This is a genomic window from Streptomyces sp. NBC_00873 (assembly GCF_045207415.1).
In the GTDB taxonomy this organism is placed as follows: Bacteria; Actinomycetota; Actinomycetes; order Streptomycetales; family Streptomycetaceae; genus Streptomyces.
This window is the reverse complement of sequence record NZ_CP108803.1, coordinates 1,644,550-1,659,112: the sequence shown is the minus strand read 5'-3', so window position 1 is coordinate 1,659,112 and position 14,563 is coordinate 1,644,550. Positions and strand designations below refer to the sequence as shown.

Below are 14,563 nucleotides of genomic sequence, written 5' to 3'. Positions count from 1 at the left end.
TGCATCTGCTCGGTGGGCCGCCGGGCGGTCTCGCGGCGTCCGAAGGCGTCCCTCCGGCTCGGTCACGCCCGGTCCCTCGGTTCCTGTGCGCACACCTGCGGCAGAGGCTGCGGTCCCACATAGCGCTCGACCGGTCTCGTACCGCAGCGGCTCCTTGCCCTCGTCTCAGGCCGTCGGCACTTCAACGCGCTCATGGCACCGACCTTGTTTGCCGTGCTCGGCCAGATGGTGCCCGCATCCGCCCACCTTCCTCTCCCCCCTGCGCGGCCCCGGATCGGGATGGGCGGGCCTCGGATTTCACCTTCCTGGGCGGTGGGCGCATGGGCTTGCCGGGTGGTGCTACCCGTACGACAGGTTGGAGCACAGGTCGTCATCGGCCGAGCGGGCGTCGTCGGCCACGGTGGTGGGCACCGCGGTAGCCTCGGCCGAGGCGTCCTCAGCCGCGTAGGACCGGCCCAGGGTCACACTGATGCCCGTGCTCGTCGTCGAGTGCAACTGGGCGTTCGGGAAGAGCTTGGCGACGCTCTGGGCCTGGCTCTTCTGCCCCGGTCCGTACTCGATCACTGTGATGGCGTGGTCCTGGGTGCTCGCGTTCGCCGTACCGGTGACGGTGAAGTAGTGGTCGGTAAGGGTGGCTGCGGCACGTGCGGCGAGGCCGCTGGTGGTGGTGCCGTTGTAGACCGCGACGTCGACGCCTTCTCCGGACGGGTTCTCGTCAGCGCTCGGCGAGGCGGAGGCCGTCGCCGTGCTCTTCTTGCCGCTGGCGTCCTTGCCGTCGATGGTCCGGTCGGCCTTCAATGCGGCCCAGAGTTCGTCGGTGTCCGGCTGGACGATCGCGACGCGTGCACCCTCGTACCGCCAGGGGATGGTGACGAACTTGGTGTTGTGCAGGTCGATGTTCTTCAGGGACATCGCGAAGGAGATCATTTTGTCGGCCGAGCCGAGACCAGGGTCGACGGTCATAGACTTGGTGGCGGCGTCGGCGAGCGGCAGCAGCTTGGTGGGGGTGAGGCCGTCGCTCTTCACCCTCGTGATCAGGCTGCCCACGAACGCCTGTTGGCGCTTGATGCGGCCTATGTCGGAGCCGTCGCCGATGCCGTGCCGGATGCGTACGTAGTCCAGCGCCTTCTGGCCGGAGACGGTCTGCTCGCCCTTGCTGAAGAGGAGTTTGCCCTGGGTGGTGCGGTTGGGGTTGAGGTCCTTCTGGTAGATGTCCTGCGGCAGGCACACCTTCACACCGCCGGTCACGTCCGTCAGCTTGGCGAGGCCCTTGAAGTCGACGACCACCGTGTGGTCCACGCGCAGCCCGGTGAGTTCCTCGACGGTGTTCTGGGTGCAGGCGGGACTGCCGTTGGCTGTCTGCCCCACCGAGTAGGCCTCGTTGAACATGGTGTTGGTCCGCGTCTTGGTCCAGGAGCCGTCCGGCAGCTTGCAGGGCGGGATGGTGACCAGGGTGTCGCGCGGGATGGATATGGCGACAGCGTGCCGGCGGTCGGCGTAGACGTGCAGCAGGAAGGCGGTGTCGGAGCGGCCGATGTCGCCCTTGTCGCCGCCGCCCAGCGCGCTGTTGCCGCCGGTGCGCGCGTCCGACCCGATGACGAGGACGTTCTCGCCCTTCGCGGCTCTGGGGCGGTCGCCGGAGATACCATCCGAGCTGAAGGTGTCGATGTTGCCGTTCAGCTTCAGGAAGATCCAGCCGAGCCCGGCCGTGCCGAGCACGAGTATGGACGCAGCTATGGCGAGAGCGATCCGCAGGGGACTGCGTTTACGGCGCCGCCTGGTGCTGCCGCTGTGGTGTCCGCCGTGCCGCTGCGGAGGTGCGGTGTGCCTGCGGCGTGGCAGAGCCGCCGGGTGGCTGGTTGACATGTGTGCGCCCTCATCCGTCTGCCTCATACGGAGGGGACGACTGGCCCCACCACAAGGTTGTACAGTTGCGCAATGTAGCAAGCATTGCAGATGGTGCGGCGCGCTCGGCACCCACCTCTGTCCGGTGAAGGGAATGGGGTGGGCGGGACGTTCCGCAACGGACTGGAACCCTGGCACTTGCTGATCGTCGCGATCGTGGTCGTCGTGCTGTTCGGCTCGAAGAAACTGCCGGAGACCGCCCGGTCCCTGGGCAAGTCGATGCGCATCCTCAAAAGCGAGGCCAAGGCCATGAAGCAGGACGGGGCCGCGGAGCCCTCCGCCCCTCCTGCCGATAACACCTCGGCGCAGGAGGTGCCGCCCATCATCCGGGCGGCACCGGGAGATGCCGCGTCGGCCCGTCCCGCCACGGAGAGCGACACCGCCCGCTGAGCGGCGTGCGACGCACCTGTCAAGGGCTGGCCCCGTCGAAGCCGTACCGCAGCGGCTCACTCTTCACCCGGAAGTCGCGGCGGTAGATGTGTAGCGCCTCCGCGCGCACACCATTCGACGGGGCTTCCAGTTCGCAGGGGTAGGTCACCTGGATCGTCCGTGGCCGGTCGGTGACCCGCATCCGTAGCCCGTCCGCGGCCCCCCCGACGAGTACAGCCGCTTCCCGCCCCACCGGGCTGCCTGTGTTCATGGCGACAGTTTAAGCATTGCGCAACCTTTGAAGTGAAGTGAGTTGGGTCACGACGGTACGTGCGGCGTGCGAGCCATCGGCGGAGCGCGGCATCACGTGGCGTCGGGGTAGTCGAACGGCGCTCGGGCCACCGACTCCACCCCGGCCCCCTTCGTCAGGTTCACCCGATTGTGATGGGCTGGTTGTGCATCCTCTACGCGGTTCTGGTCAACGTCCTGGTCGTGGGGCTGATCGCGGGCCTGGCCGCCCTCTTCGGCGCGGTGTACCGCCCCCCTCCCTCCCGGAGCTGTGTCGGCCCCCGTCCCTGTTGGACGGCCGGGCGCGGCGGCTACGCTGCGGCCATGCGGGCGGTGGCGAAGAGTGACAGGAGCTATTCGCCGAGCGCGGTTTCGAGGCGACGTCGACTCGGGCGGTGGCAGCCACAGCCGGACTGTCCCCGGCACTGGTGACCCGGCGCCTAGCTAGGCGCCCGAGCGCGCCCTGCGAACCTCGCCGTCCTGCCCGGCCGGCCGGTCATGCGGCACACCTGGCGCCCTGCCGGTGAACGCGGTACGGCGGAGTTGCCGTCCCGCGGAGCAGCCCCGGGAACGGCATGATGGGAGCATGTGCACACCCCCGCCCGTCACGGTGACCCTGGTCCGCGGCGACATCACCCTGCAGTCCGTCGACGCCATCGTCAATGCCGCGAACTCCTCGCTGCTCGGCGGCGGCGGAGTCGACGGCGCGATCCACCGGCGCGGCGGCCCGGAGATCCTCGCCGCCTGCCGCGAGCTGCGCGCCTCGCAGTACGGAAAAGGGCTACGGACCGGTCAGGCGGTAGCGACCACGGCCGGGAAGCTCGACGCCCGATGGGTGATCCATACGGTCGGGCCGGTATGGAGCAGCGCCGAGGACCGCTCCGCGCTGCTGGCCTCCTGTTACCGGGAATCACTGCGGGTGGCCGCCGAGCTGGCTGCGCGGACCGTTGCCTTCCCCGCGATCTCGACCGGCATCTACGGCTGGCCCCTGGACGACGGTGCGCGGATCGCCGTCCGGACGGTCCTGGCGGAGGCGGGAGCTCCGGTGGAGGAGGTGCGATTCGTCCTGTTCGACGCACATGCGTACACGGAGTTCGAAGAAGCCCTGGCAGCGCAAGGCTGATGTCGGATTTCCGCCAGTCCGGCGCTGTCGGGTGGCTCATGCTTGAGCCATGTACACCGACACCGAGCGCTGCGTACGGGCCGTCCAGTCCAAGGACGCCCGCTTCGACGGCTGGTTCTTCACGGCCGTCCTGACCACCAGGATCTACTGCCGTCCGAGCTGCCCCGTCGTGCCGCCCAAGGTCGAGAACATGACCTTCTACCCCAGTGCCGCCGCCTGCCAGCAGGCCGGGTTCCGGGCGTGCAAGCGGTGCCGGCCCGACACCAGCCCCGGCTCTCCGGAGTGGAACGCCCGCGCCGACTCCGTCGCCCGTGCGATGCGGCTCATCGGGGACGGGGTCGTCGACCGCGAGGGTGTGCCGGGGCTGGCCGCCCGGCTCGGCTACTCCGCCCGGCAGATCGAGCGGCAGCTGCTCGCCGAGCTGGGTGCCGGTCCGCTCGCCCTGGCCCGCGCCCAGCGCGCCCAGACCGCCCGGCTGCTCATCGAGACGACCGAACTCCCCATGGCCGACGTGGCGTTCGCGGCCGGGTTCTCCTCCATCCGCACCTTCAACGACACCGTCCGTGAGGTCTTCGCGCTCGCGCCGAGCGAGCTGCGCACCCGCGCCGCCCGGTCCGCGAAACCGCCGGCGACGCCGGGAGTGATAACGCTTCGGCTGCCGTACCGGGCCCCGCTCAATCCCTCCAACCTCTTCGGTCATCTCGCCGCGACCGCGGTCCCCGGCGTCGAGGAGTGGCGCGACGGCGCCTACCGCCGGACGCTCACCCTCCCGTACGGGCACGGCATCGTCGCCCTCACTCCGCGCCCCGACCACATCGCGTGCCGGCTCTCGCTCACCGACCCGCGCGATCTCACCCTCGCCATCAGCCGCTGCCGCTGGCTGCTCGACCTGGACGCCGACCCGGTGGCCGTCGACGATCAGCTGCGGGCCGATCCGCTGCTCGCCCCGCTGGTCGACAAGGCGCCGGGGCGGCGAGTGCCGCGTACCGTCGACGGGGCGGAGTTCGCTGTACGGGCGGTGCTCGGCCAGCAGGTCTCGACCGCTGCCGCCCGCACTCACGCGGCCCGCCTGGTCACCGCCCACGGCGTCTCCGTCGACGACCCCGAGGGCGGTCTCACCCACCTCTTCCCGACCCCGGAAGCGCTCGCCGGGCTCGACCCCGAGCAGCTCGCGCTGCCGCGCAGCCGTCGCACCACCCTCACGACCCTCGTCGGCGCTCTCGCCGACGGCTCGCTGCAACTCGGCACCGACACCGACTGGGAGAGGACCCGGGCCGAACTCATCACCCTGCCAGGTTTCGGCCCCTGGACCGTCGAGGTCATCGCGATGCGGGCGCTCGGCGACCCGGACGCCTTCCTCCCCACCGACCTCGGCATCCGGCGGGCGGCGGAGGAACTCGGTCTCCCGTCGACCCCCGCGGCGCTGACCGCACGCGCGGCGGCCTGGCGTCCCTGGCGGGCGTACGCGGTCCAGTATCTTTGGACCGTCGACGATCACCCCATCAATCACCTGCCTGTATAGGGGAGTTCACTCATGACTGCGACACGCGCCGCGACCCGGCAGCACACGGTCGTCGACAGCCCGTACGGTCCATTGACCCTCGTCGCCACCGACGGCGTCCTCTCGGGCCTCTATATGACCGGGCAGCGGCACCGCCCGCCCGAGGAAACCTTCGGCGACCCGGACCCGCGCCTCTTCACGGAGACGATCCGCCAGCTGGACGCCTACTTCACGGGCGAGCTGCGGGAGTTCGACCTGCCCCTGTATCTGGACGGCACCCCGTTCCAGCGCAGCGTCTGGGAACAGCTCCGGTCGATCCCGTACGGCGAGACACGCTCGTACGGGGAACTCGCCGAAAACCTGGGCAAGCCGGGTGCTTCCCGCGCTGTGGGCCTGGCCAACGGCAAGAACCCGGTCGGGATCATCGTCCCCTGCCACCGGGTCATCGGAGCGTCGGGCAGCCTCACCGGCTATGGCGGCGGACTCGACCGCAAGCAGCGGCTGCTGGCTTTCGAGAACGGCACGGAGGGCGACACACCGGCGCTCTTCTAGTGCCGTGCTCCGGACACGCCGAAGCCCGGCGGACGCACGGGGCGGCCGTCGGGCTTCGTGGTGGCTGCGTCATGGACCGGCTCAGGCCATGAAAATCTCGACGACCGACCAGATCGCCAGCCCCAGCATGCACAGGCCACCGATGCGCTGCACCGTCTTGAGCGGCACCCGCTTGGCGATGAAGCGCCCGGCGACCAGGGCCAGCGCCGAGACGGACATCAGAGCGGCCGCGGACCCGATGGCCGTGGACCAGGTGCCGTTACTGGCGGCCAGGTTGGCGGTGGTGATCTGGGTGAGGTCACCCCATTCGCTGATGAACACCGCCATGAACGCGGTCGAGTAGACCGGCCAGAAGCCGGTCACGGTCCTGGTTTCGCTCTCCTCGTCGCCGTCGCCGCCGCCGGTGCGCAGCAGCATGAACGCGCCGAACGCGAAGAGGGCGGCCGAGACGAGCTTGACGATCCAGTCGGGCAGCAGCCCGATCAGACCGCCCGCGCCGACGGCGATCGCGACATGCACGAGGAACGCGGACGAGGTGCCGAACCAGACGTAGAGCGGCCGCATGCGCGTGCCCATGGCCAGCGACGCGAACATGGTCTTGTCGGGGAGCTCCGCGAGGAAGATCAGCCCGAAGGCGGTGACGATCGCCAGGGGGTCGAGATGCATTCCGGGTGGCTTTCTGTGAGAGCCGGGCCCGGGCCTTTCCGCGAAGCGCCACTCGGGCTTTTCGGAGGACCACTCGGCCCGGCATGACTGCAGCGCCCACAGGGTGCGGGCGTGTCATACCTGACCGAAGGTCTCGCCCGCCCGTAATGATCTACGAGCCCGGCCACCGGGAACCCGGGGGTTCCAGTGTGTCGACGACCGGTTTGCGGGGCTACTCCCCTTCGCAGCCACCCACCTTACCTCACCGGTTCACTCGGCCGCCGCGAGAGAGGGTGCAGGTGTTCGATTGCGGAGAGTGCTCGATAGAGTCCCACGGTGATCATCCGCGCCACCACCTGGAGCATTCCCGCATGAGCCGCCGCACGCGCAAGGCCGCCGCGCCCGCCCAGGGCGCGCCCCGCCCCACCGTCAGCGTCTGCCGCGGCTGCTGCTGCGGTACGCCGAAGATCCCGGACGTGGACCATGCCGGACAGCTCGCCACGCTGCGCCGGTCACTCGGCGAGATCGCCACGGTGCGGGCCGTCGAATGTCTGGACGCGTGCGAGCAGGCCAATGTGATGGTCGTGCAGCCGTCGGCCGAGGGCAGGAGGGCGGGTGGCCGCCCGGTCTGGCTCGGCCTGGTCAACGACCCGGATGCCGTCGCCGACCTCGCCACCTGGGTCGAGGCGGGCGGCCCCGGCCTCGCGGACGCCCCCGACATTCTCGACCTCTACACGTTCCGGCCCTCGCGCCGCATCGCGCAGGAACTGGACAGAGCCTAGCCGCCGGTCCCCGTGGCTGCCTCGGCGGACAGCCGCGCGAGCAGCGACGGCAGCGCGGTCCCGATGGGCTCGCGGATCGTCTCCTGCGCCAGTTCGTCGTACGGCGTCGGCTCGGCGTTCAACACGATCAGCCGCGCCCCGTGCTCCGCCGCGATCCCGGCCAGCGACGCGGCGGGCTGTACCTGCAGCGTCGTACCGACCGCTATGAACACCTCGCACGCCTTCGCGATCGACATCGCTTCGCCCAGCACCACTGGATCGAGCCGCTCACCGAACATGACGGTCGCCGACTTCAGGATGCCGCCGCAGACCGTGCACGCCGGGTCCGCCTCACCCGCCTCCACCCGGGTCAGCGCCGCCGCCATCGGTGAGCGGGCGTGGCAGCGGGTACAGACCACCTGACGCGCGGTGCCGTGCAGTTCGAGGACCTTGCGGGCGGAGAGGCCGGCCAGTTGATGCAGTCCGTCGACGTTCTGCGTGATCACCCGCACGGGGACCCCGGACCGCTCCAGGTCCGCCACGGCACGGTGGGCCGCGTTCGGCTCGGCGCGCCAGGTCGCGCTGGTGCGGCGCATCTGCCAGGAGCGGCGGCGGATCTCCGGATCCGCCATGTAGAAGTCGTACGTGACGAGCTTCTCGGCCTCCGGGTCCTTCCGCCAGAGCCCGTTCGGCCCGCGGTAGTCGGGGATGCCGGAATCCGTGGAGATTCCGGCGCCGCTGAGGATCGCGACGAGAGTCATACGGCGAGCGTACGCAGCGGCGGCTGCCGCCCGCGAGGTGATATCGGCCGGTGCTGGGTCCTGTCGTCACACTGCCGTCTGCCGGCGACGGCGACAGTGCGTGCCCCGCTTGCCGCGCCGGTCGCCGGACCCGGGACCGAACGCCAGCCCGCCACTTAGCATGGACATGACCGGACTGCCGGGCGCCGCCGTCCGCCGGGAGCGGTAGCGGTACGGAAGCCGCATGCGAGGCCGGAGCCGGGGCCTGATCTGCGGCCGCGCTTCCTGCGATGCCGACAACTTCCTTACGGAAGATCATTGTGACGACACGTCAGAAGATCGGGACGCGTAGGCGCACGATGCCGATACGGGATGAATGACCGCGAGTCAGGACGTCAGGAGGCGACGGGCCTGCCGTCCTCCAGCTCCACGGCGCCCGCTCCGGAGTCGAGCACCTCCAGCGCCGCCCGGACCCGGTGTCCGAGGGGACCGGGCAGATACCCGTCGAGTGCGCCGCGTTCCACCAGCTTCCAGGAGAGGAGCTCCTCCTCCTGCAGCCGGATCGCCGTCAACTGCGCCGCGTCCAGGACCCCGCCGTCGTACAGGTAGGCGGCGATCGGAGGCCGCTCGGGGCTGCGTGCCCAGTCGATCGCCAGCAGCCGTCCCGGCTCCAGATCGAGGCCGATCTCCTCGACCGTTTCGCGGCGTGCGGCCTGCCGCGGGGTCTCGCCCTCGTCGGACTCGATCGTTCCACCGGGCAGGGCCCAGCCGTCCCGGTAGTTCGGCTCGACGAGCAGCACTCGTCCTTCCCCGTCCCGGAAGACGGTTGCCGCGGCGGCCAGCACCTTGGGCAGTCCTGCGATGTACGTGGTGTAGTCAGTGGTGGTCACGTGCGCAGCGTAATGGGGGCCTGCGCGTCCGCCGTTCCGCAGGTCCAGGGCCCGGACACCCATGGGCAGACGGCCGGTGCTCCGGATAGGGTCGGGGCGGCGCGACTGCCTGTTCGAAAGCAAGGGATGCAAGGTGACGGACGGAGCAGTGATGGAGACCGCCCGCGTGCTCGTCGCGGCGGACAAGTTCAAGGGCTCGCTCACGGCGGTACAGGTCGCGGAGCGGGTGACGGCCGGGCTGCGGCGCGTCGTTCCCCAGGTGCAGGTCGAGACCCTGCCCGTGGCGGACGGCGGCGACGGCACGGTGGCGGCGGCGGTGGCCGCCGGATTCGAGCGGCGCGAGGCGCAGGTGACCGGGCCACGCGGGGAGACCGTGACCGCGGCGTACGCCCTGCGGGGCACCACCGCGGTGGTGGAGATGGCCGAGGCCTCAGGCCTTCAGCATCTTCCGGCGGGGGTGTTCGCCCCCCTGACGGCCACGACGTACGGCTCCGGCGAACTGCTGGCCGCGGCGCTCGAAGCGGGCGCCCGGACCGTTGTGTTCGGGGTCGGCGGCAGTGCCACCACGGACGGCGGCGCGGGCATGCTCGCCGCACTCGGCGCCCGCTTCCTCGACGCGGACGGCAAGCCCGTCGGCCCCGGGGGCGGTGGCCTCGCGGAGCTGGCCGAGGCGGATCTGACCGGCCTCGACCCACGGCTGGCCGACGTGGACCTGATCCTCGCCAGCGACGTGGACAACCCGCTGACCGGCCCGAAGGGCGCCCCGGAGGTCTACGGGCGGCAGAAGGGCGCGACCGAGGACGACATCGCGACCCTCGACGCGGCACTCACCCACTACGCGTCCGTCCTAGGCCCGGACCACGCGAAACTGCCCGGGGCGGGTGCGGCGGGCGGCATCGGTTACGGGGCGCTCGTCGCTCTCGGAGCCCGGTTCCGCCCTGGCATCGAGGTCATGCTCGACGTCCTCGGCTTCGCCCCGGCGCTGTCCCGCGCCACGCTGGTGATCACGGGGGAGGGCTCCCTCGACGAGCAGACCCTGCACGGCAAGGCTCCGGCGGGCGTCGCGGCGGCGGCTCGCGCGGCGGGGCTGGAGGTGGTGGCGGTCTGCGGCCGCCTCGCGCTGCCCCCGCAGGCGCTGGGACGTGCGGGCATCCGGCGCGCGTACGCCCTCACGGACCTGGAGCCGGACCCCGCTGTGTGCATGGTGCAGGCGGGGCCACTTCTGGAGCGGGTGGCGGAGGGGATCGCGCGCGACTTCCTGTTGTGAGCGGACCCCGGTCGTGCTGAGCTGATCGGGCGGGGCGGGGCGCCCGGGGCGGACCCGTTCCGGGGCCGCAACGGGTGCGTTCCGGTTCCGTCGCCACCCCGTCGCTCTTCCCGCCCCTCTCCGATGCCTCGGACGACGGGACCGTGCCGGAGCGGGCGGCGTCAGAAGGCGTGGTCCGCCGTGATCTGGGTCCGCAGTCACCATCGCGCCACACCACCGAACCGCTCCGCTCAACCCGTCGGCCAAGCGCACACGCAACGGAAACCAGTGAGTCACTGGCATCTGGCATTGCGGCTAGGCGTCGCCCCTGAGACGGTCGCGTTGGATCTGGCGGGCAAGGGCGCGGCGCACCGAGGCCGGAGCGGTGGTAGTGATCTTCGAGGGGACGGGGACGTCGAGACCACGGCTGATCTCGTCGTACGCGCGCCGGTAGCTGCCGGGCAGCTCTGCCCGATGCAGCATCAGGTCCTCTTCGACGAGGCGCCGCAGTTCGTCGACGTTCTGGGGCGTGAAGCGCTTTTTTCCCCGGGCTATGGCGTTGACGGAGCGCGTACAGCGGGCGGCATCGCAGAAGGTCTCGGACATTTCCTCGGCGAGGCCCCACAGGCGTCCTTCGAGCCAGGGCGCGTCGCGCTGTTCGAGGGAGAGCCCCATCCGGGGCAGCGGGTCGCCCTCCTTGTGCTTCTTCACCTGCTTGGACACGGCGGGCTGACTCATGTCGGTGAGCTGGGCAATTTTGTCCTGGGTCCAGCCGAAGTCAGTGAACAGCTTGATCATTTCGGTACGTAGCTTCCGCATCTCCTCGCCCGCACGGATGACGTCGTTCATGTCGGCGAGCATCCGCTCGGCCTGCTCCTCGGTCAGCGTCTCGGGGGTCCGACGCGATTTCTCTTCGCCTGCCATAGCTCGGTTATATACCTGACTCCCGTCGCTATAACCTGGTTATTATTGGCAGGGTTCGCCTCATGCCTACCTTCTCCGCACCTGACGGAACCCGGCTCGCCTACCGCGTGATCGGAGACGGCGACCCGGTCGTCTGCCTCCCGGGGGGTCCCACGGACTCCATCTACCTCGGCGACCTCGGCGGCCTGTCCACGCACCGTCGGCTTATCGTCCTGGACCTGCGCGGCACCGGCCGGTCCGCGATTCCCCAAGACACCTCTTCCTACCGCTGCGATCACCTGGTCGATGACGTCGAGGCGCTGCGCGTACACCTCGGGCTTCCCCGGATGGACCTGCTCGGCCACTCCGCCGGCACGAATATTGCGACGCAATACGCGGCCCGGTACCCGAAGAAGGTCAGCAAGCTCGCCTTGATCGGCCCCGGTACCCGAGCTGTCGGTATAGCGATCACCGGGGAGACGCGACTCGAGCTCGCGCAGCTTCGGAAGAACGAGCCGTGGTTCCCGGCCGCGTTCGCCGCCTTGGAGGCGATCGCCCAGGGCACGGGCAGCGACTGGGAGGCCACCACCCCCTTCTTCTGCGGCCGCTGGGACGCCGCGGCACAGAAGCACCATGCAGCCGGCCGGCCGAGGAACAAGGAAGCTGTCGCTCTCTTCGCGGCCGAGGGTGCCTTCAACCCGGAGACCACTCGTGCGGCGCTCGCCGCCTGCGAGGCCCCCGTCCTGCTGCTCGCCGGAGAGTACGACGTGAACAGCCCCCCTCAGTCGGTGGCCGAGTTCGCGGGGCTGTTCCCTGACGCCACGTTCGTGGTGCAGCCGGGGGCGGGCCACTACCCCTGGCTCGACGACGCCGACCGGTTCGTGGCGACCACCGCGGCATTCCTGGGTCGAGGAGCTGCTCACGCCCCTGGATTCTGAGATTCACCGCGGAGGCCAGCACCCCTCGTCATTACGTCTTCCGCGGCGTCCGGCCCACGCCTCGCACTCATCCCCGCCCGGGCACCGAGGTGCGCCGCAGGCGGGCCGGGGCGCATCCTGGCTGTGTGACCTCGTACGGCCTGCCCCCGTACCCTCCGCCCGAGAACGTGGTGGTGCCGGGGAGGGCGAGCGGCGGCGGGGTGCCGGACGAATTGTCCCTGGTGCTCGCGCAGGCCGCAGTGAGCGCGATCGAGTCCGCCGATGGGTATGCCGGCGGCATATATCTGTGCTCTCGTGACCCCGGGCTGCTGCGTCTCTCCGTGCTCGCCGGGCTGCCGACCCAGCTGTTCCGCCCCTGGCGGCGCATGCATGTGAACCGGCCCTTCCCCGTGGCCGAGGCGTACCGCTCGGGGAAGCCCGTCCACCTCGCCGACGTCGAGGAGGGCATGCGCAGGTTCCCGCAGCTGATGGCGGGCATGCCGTTCCCGTTCGGTTCGCTGTACGTGCCCGTCTTCGGCGGCCAGGAGAAGTTCGGCGTCCTCGTGGTGCTGCGCCCGGCCACCCCCGGCAAACCCGTCTCACACGCCGACCGGCGCGCGCTCCGCGACATCGCCGATCGGCTCGGTGCGGAGCTCGCCGGACTGGCGGCCGGGGGCACCAAGGTCGTATGGGACGGCGAGCCGGTCCCCGTGCAGCTGCCCTCCGTCACCGTGCCACCGGTACGGATCGGGCACTTCGACTGGGACCTCGAAACCGGTGCCGTCGACGCCGACGCGGAGCTGTGCGGGATCCTCGGCACCGAGCCCGCGCGGTTCCCGGGCACCGTCGACGCCCTGATGGCGCTGCTGGCGCCGGAGGACGTGTACGGACTGTGGACCCTCGCCCGCCAGGCGGCGAGCGCGGGCGGACCGCTCGTACGCAGGATGCGGTTGCGCGGCCCCGACGGCCGGACCAACCTCCTGGAACTCTCCAGCCGCTGGGCCCAGCCACCGCACAGCAGCGCGGCCGGGACACTGACCGGATTCCTGGTGGACCTCGGGGCCGGAGCGGTCATCGCCGAGGCCGCCGACCGGCTCCCGCGCGGCATCTTCTCGCTCGACCGGCTCGGACGGATCACCTACGTCAACCAGCTGGCGAAGGAGCTGCTCGGCAGGCAGCGGGCCGAGCTGGTCGGAAGCCTCCTGTGGGAGGCCCTGCCGTGGTTCGGGCATCCCGCCTACGAGGACCACCACCGGGCCGCACTGCTGTCCCGCGAACCGGTGCACTTCCTCGCGCGCCGCACCGAGCGGGACTGGCTGGCGGTGTCCCTGTACCCGGGCCACGACGGCGTGACCGCCACACTCTCCCCCACGGAAGAGCCCTCCTTCCCGCCGGGCGACTCCGTCGCATCGGGCGAGGGACTGGAGGGCGCGGCCGGGGTGTACCGTCCCGTCGCCCTCGCGATCGCGCTGACGGAGGCGGTCACCGCCCGCCAGGTCTCCGCGGTGGTCACCCAGGAGCTGCTCCCTGCGTTCGGCGGCAGGCAGCTGGCGATCTACCTGCTGCATGAACGCCACCTCTACCTGGCCTGGGAGACCGGCTTCCCGCACGGCTTCCTGAACCGCTTCGACGGCGTCACGCTCGACGCCCATCTGCCCGGCGTCGAGTCGCTCACCACCGGCCGCCCCATCTTCTTCGAATCCATGCAGCGCCTGGCCTCCGCCTACCCCGGCATTCCCCTGGACGCGAACGTCGGTGCCCGCGCCTTCCTTCCGCTCATCGCCTCCGGGCGGCCCGTCGGCTCCTGCGTCCTCGGCTTCGAGCAGCCACGCGGCTTCAGCCCCGAGGAACGCACGGTTCTCACCGCGCTCGCCGGACTCATCGCCCAGGCCCTCAGGCGAGCCCAGCGGTACGACACCGAGTCCGCCGTGGCCCGCGGCCTGCAGAACGCTCTGCTGCCGCACCGGCTGCCCGTACTCGACCAGGTCGACACCGCAGGGCGGTACCTCCCCGGCACCCAGGGCATGGACATCGGCGGCGACTGGTACGACGTCATCGAGACCGACCAGGGGCTGGCCCTGGTCATCGGGGACGTCCAGGGGCACGGTGTCGCCGCCGCGGCGACGATGGGCCAGCTGCGCAGCGCCGTACGCGCCTTCGCGCTCAGCGGGCACGAGCCGCAGGAAGTGGTGAGCGGCACCAACCGGCTGCTCATCGACCTCGACCCGGGCCAGATCGCCAGCTGCTGCTACATCGTCCTCGACCCCGCCACCGGTCGGACGCAGCTCGTCCGGGCCGGGCACCCGCAACCCCTGCTCCGCAACCCCGACGGCACGACCGAGGTCCTGGAAATCCCCGGCGGGGTGGTGCTCGGCGTCACCCCTGGCGCCACTTATCCCGTCAGCAGCCTGCAGCTGCCCCCGGGCGCGATCCTTGCGCTCTACACCGACGGACTGGTCGAGCAGGCGGGGGCCGATATCGACGACGGCGTCGAGCGGCTGCGCGCAATCATCGAGGCAGCCGACGCGCCGTCCCTCGCCGGCATGGCGGACCTGGTGATCAGGGAGGCGAGACGGGAGCCCGACCGCCCCGACGACATCGCCGTCCTGCTCGCCGCCCGCTGGGTCCGCGCGCGGGGCGCGTAGCGGGTGCCCGACCGGACAAGCGGGAGGGCCCGGGTGCTGGGGAAGCACCCGGGCCCTCGTCATACGTTCTGTGCGGCT

At 70.9% G+C, this 14,563-nt stretch carries 14 protein-coding genes and 1 pseudogene; 9 read left to right on the top strand and 6 right to left on the bottom strand.

Annotation, left to right across the window (positions count from 1 at the left end; genetic code table 11):
* Positions 1 to 339: 339 nt before the first annotated feature.
* A complete protein-coding gene (locus OH809_RS07765; protein ID WP_406423105.1) occupies positions 340 to 1,866 on the bottom strand; it encodes an LCP family protein in 1,527 nt (508 codons plus the stop codon).
* A 138-nt stretch (positions 1,867 to 2,004) separates the two neighbouring features.
* On the opposite strand from OH809_RS07765, the gene tatA reads away from it, so the two are divergent.
* Positions 2,005 to 2,295, top strand: a complete 291-nt coding sequence (gene tatA / locus OH809_RS07760) for a Sec-independent protein translocase subunit TatA (protein ID WP_406423106.1) — start codon at positions 2,005 to 2,007, stop codon at positions 2,293 to 2,295.
* Positions 2,296 to 2,314: 19 nt separating this feature from the next.
* Here tatA and OH809_RS07755 read toward each other — a convergent pair whose 3' ends face one another.
* On the bottom strand, positions 2,315 to 2,545 hold the full coding sequence (locus tag OH809_RS07755) for a hypothetical protein (RefSeq protein WP_406423107.1): 231 nt from the start codon (positions 2,543 to 2,545) through the stop codon (positions 2,315 to 2,317).
* Between the two features lie 379 nt (positions 2,546 to 2,924).
* Between OH809_RS07755 and OH809_RS07750 the strand changes: the two are divergent.
* The 4 genes and pseudogenes from OH809_RS07750 to OH809_RS07735 form a co-directional block, all read left to right on the top strand.
* A pseudogene (locus OH809_RS07750) lies at positions 2,925 to 3,089 on the top strand (TetR family transcriptional regulator); the annotation flags it as partial.
* A gap of 59 nt (positions 3,090 to 3,148) precedes the next feature.
* The gene (locus tag OH809_RS07745) at positions 3,149 to 3,685 is read left to right on the top strand and encodes an O-acetyl-ADP-ribose deacetylase (RefSeq protein WP_406423108.1); all 537 of its coding nucleotides are present in this window, start codon (positions 3,149 to 3,151) and stop codon (positions 3,683 to 3,685) included.
* A gap of 49 nt (positions 3,686 to 3,734) precedes the next feature.
* Positions 3,735 to 5,207 (top strand): AlkA N-terminal domain-containing protein, encoded by a 1,473-nt coding sequence (locus OH809_RS07740; protein ID WP_406423109.1) that lies wholly within the window; start codon positions 3,735 to 3,737, stop codon positions 5,205 to 5,207.
* A gap of 12 nt (positions 5,208 to 5,219) precedes the next feature.
* Positions 5,220 to 5,738 (top strand): methylated-DNA--[protein]-cysteine S-methyltransferase, encoded by a 519-nt coding sequence (locus tag OH809_RS07735; RefSeq protein WP_406423110.1) that lies wholly within the window; start codon positions 5,220 to 5,222, stop codon positions 5,736 to 5,738.
* Between the two features lie 81 nt (positions 5,739 to 5,819).
* On the opposite strand, the gene OH809_RS07730 is transcribed toward OH809_RS07735, so the two are convergent.
* Positions 5,820 to 6,404: a TMEM165/GDT1 family protein gene (locus OH809_RS07730; RefSeq protein ID WP_406423111.1), complete on the bottom strand. Its 585-nt coding sequence runs from the start codon at positions 6,402 to 6,404 to the stop codon at positions 5,820 to 5,822.
* Between the two features lie 350 nt (positions 6,405 to 6,754).
* Here OH809_RS07730 and OH809_RS07725 point away from each other — a divergent pair, with 350 nt between their 5' ends.
* Positions 6,755 to 7,165 (top strand): (2Fe-2S) ferredoxin domain-containing protein, encoded by a 411-nt coding sequence (locus OH809_RS07725; RefSeq protein ID WP_406423112.1) that lies wholly within the window; start codon positions 6,755 to 6,757, stop codon positions 7,163 to 7,165.
* Here OH809_RS07725 and OH809_RS07720 read toward each other — a convergent pair.
* Both OH809_RS07720 and OH809_RS07715 read right to left on the bottom strand, forming a co-directional pair.
* The gene (locus OH809_RS07720; RefSeq protein WP_406423113.1) at positions 7,162 to 7,905 is read right to left on the bottom strand and encodes an SIR2 family NAD-dependent protein deacylase; all 744 of its coding nucleotides are present in this window, start codon (positions 7,903 to 7,905) and stop codon (positions 7,162 to 7,164) included. The two genes, OH809_RS07725 and OH809_RS07720, sit on opposite strands and share 4 nt — an antisense overlap.
* Before the next feature lie 374 nt (positions 7,906 to 8,279).
* Positions 8,280 to 8,774 carry an NUDIX domain-containing protein gene (locus OH809_RS07715; protein ID WP_406423114.1) on the bottom strand — a complete coding sequence of 165 codons (495 nt, stop codon included), beginning with the start codon at positions 8,772 to 8,774 and terminating at the stop codon, positions 8,280 to 8,282.
* Positions 8,775 to 8,925: 151 nt separating this feature from the next.
* Between OH809_RS07715 and OH809_RS07710 the strand changes: the two genes are divergently transcribed.
* Complete coding sequence (locus OH809_RS07710) at positions 8,926 to 10,041, top strand: glycerate kinase (protein WP_406425311.1); 1,116 nt, start codon at positions 8,926 to 8,928, stop codon at positions 10,039 to 10,041.
* Positions 10,042 to 10,335: 294 nt separating this feature from the next.
* On the opposite strand, the gene OH809_RS07705 is transcribed toward OH809_RS07710, so the two are convergent.
* Entirely contained in the window at positions 10,336 to 10,944 is a 609-nt protein-coding gene (locus OH809_RS07705) for a sigma-70 family RNA polymerase sigma factor (RefSeq protein WP_406423115.1), read from the bottom strand.
* 62 nt (positions 10,945 to 11,006) lie between these two features.
* On the opposite strand from OH809_RS07705, the gene OH809_RS07700 reads away from it, so the two are divergent.
* Positions 11,007 to 11,861 (top strand): alpha/beta fold hydrolase, encoded by an 855-nt coding sequence (locus tag OH809_RS07700; protein ID WP_406423116.1) that lies wholly within the window; start codon positions 11,007 to 11,009, stop codon positions 11,859 to 11,861.
* Between the two features lie 200 nt (positions 11,862 to 12,061).
* On the top strand, positions 12,062 to 14,485 hold the full coding sequence (locus OH809_RS07695) for a SpoIIE family protein phosphatase (RefSeq protein ID WP_406425313.1): 2,424 nt from the start codon (positions 12,062 to 12,064) through the stop codon (positions 14,483 to 14,485).
* The last annotated feature ends 78 nt before the right edge of the window (positions 14,486 to 14,563 follow it).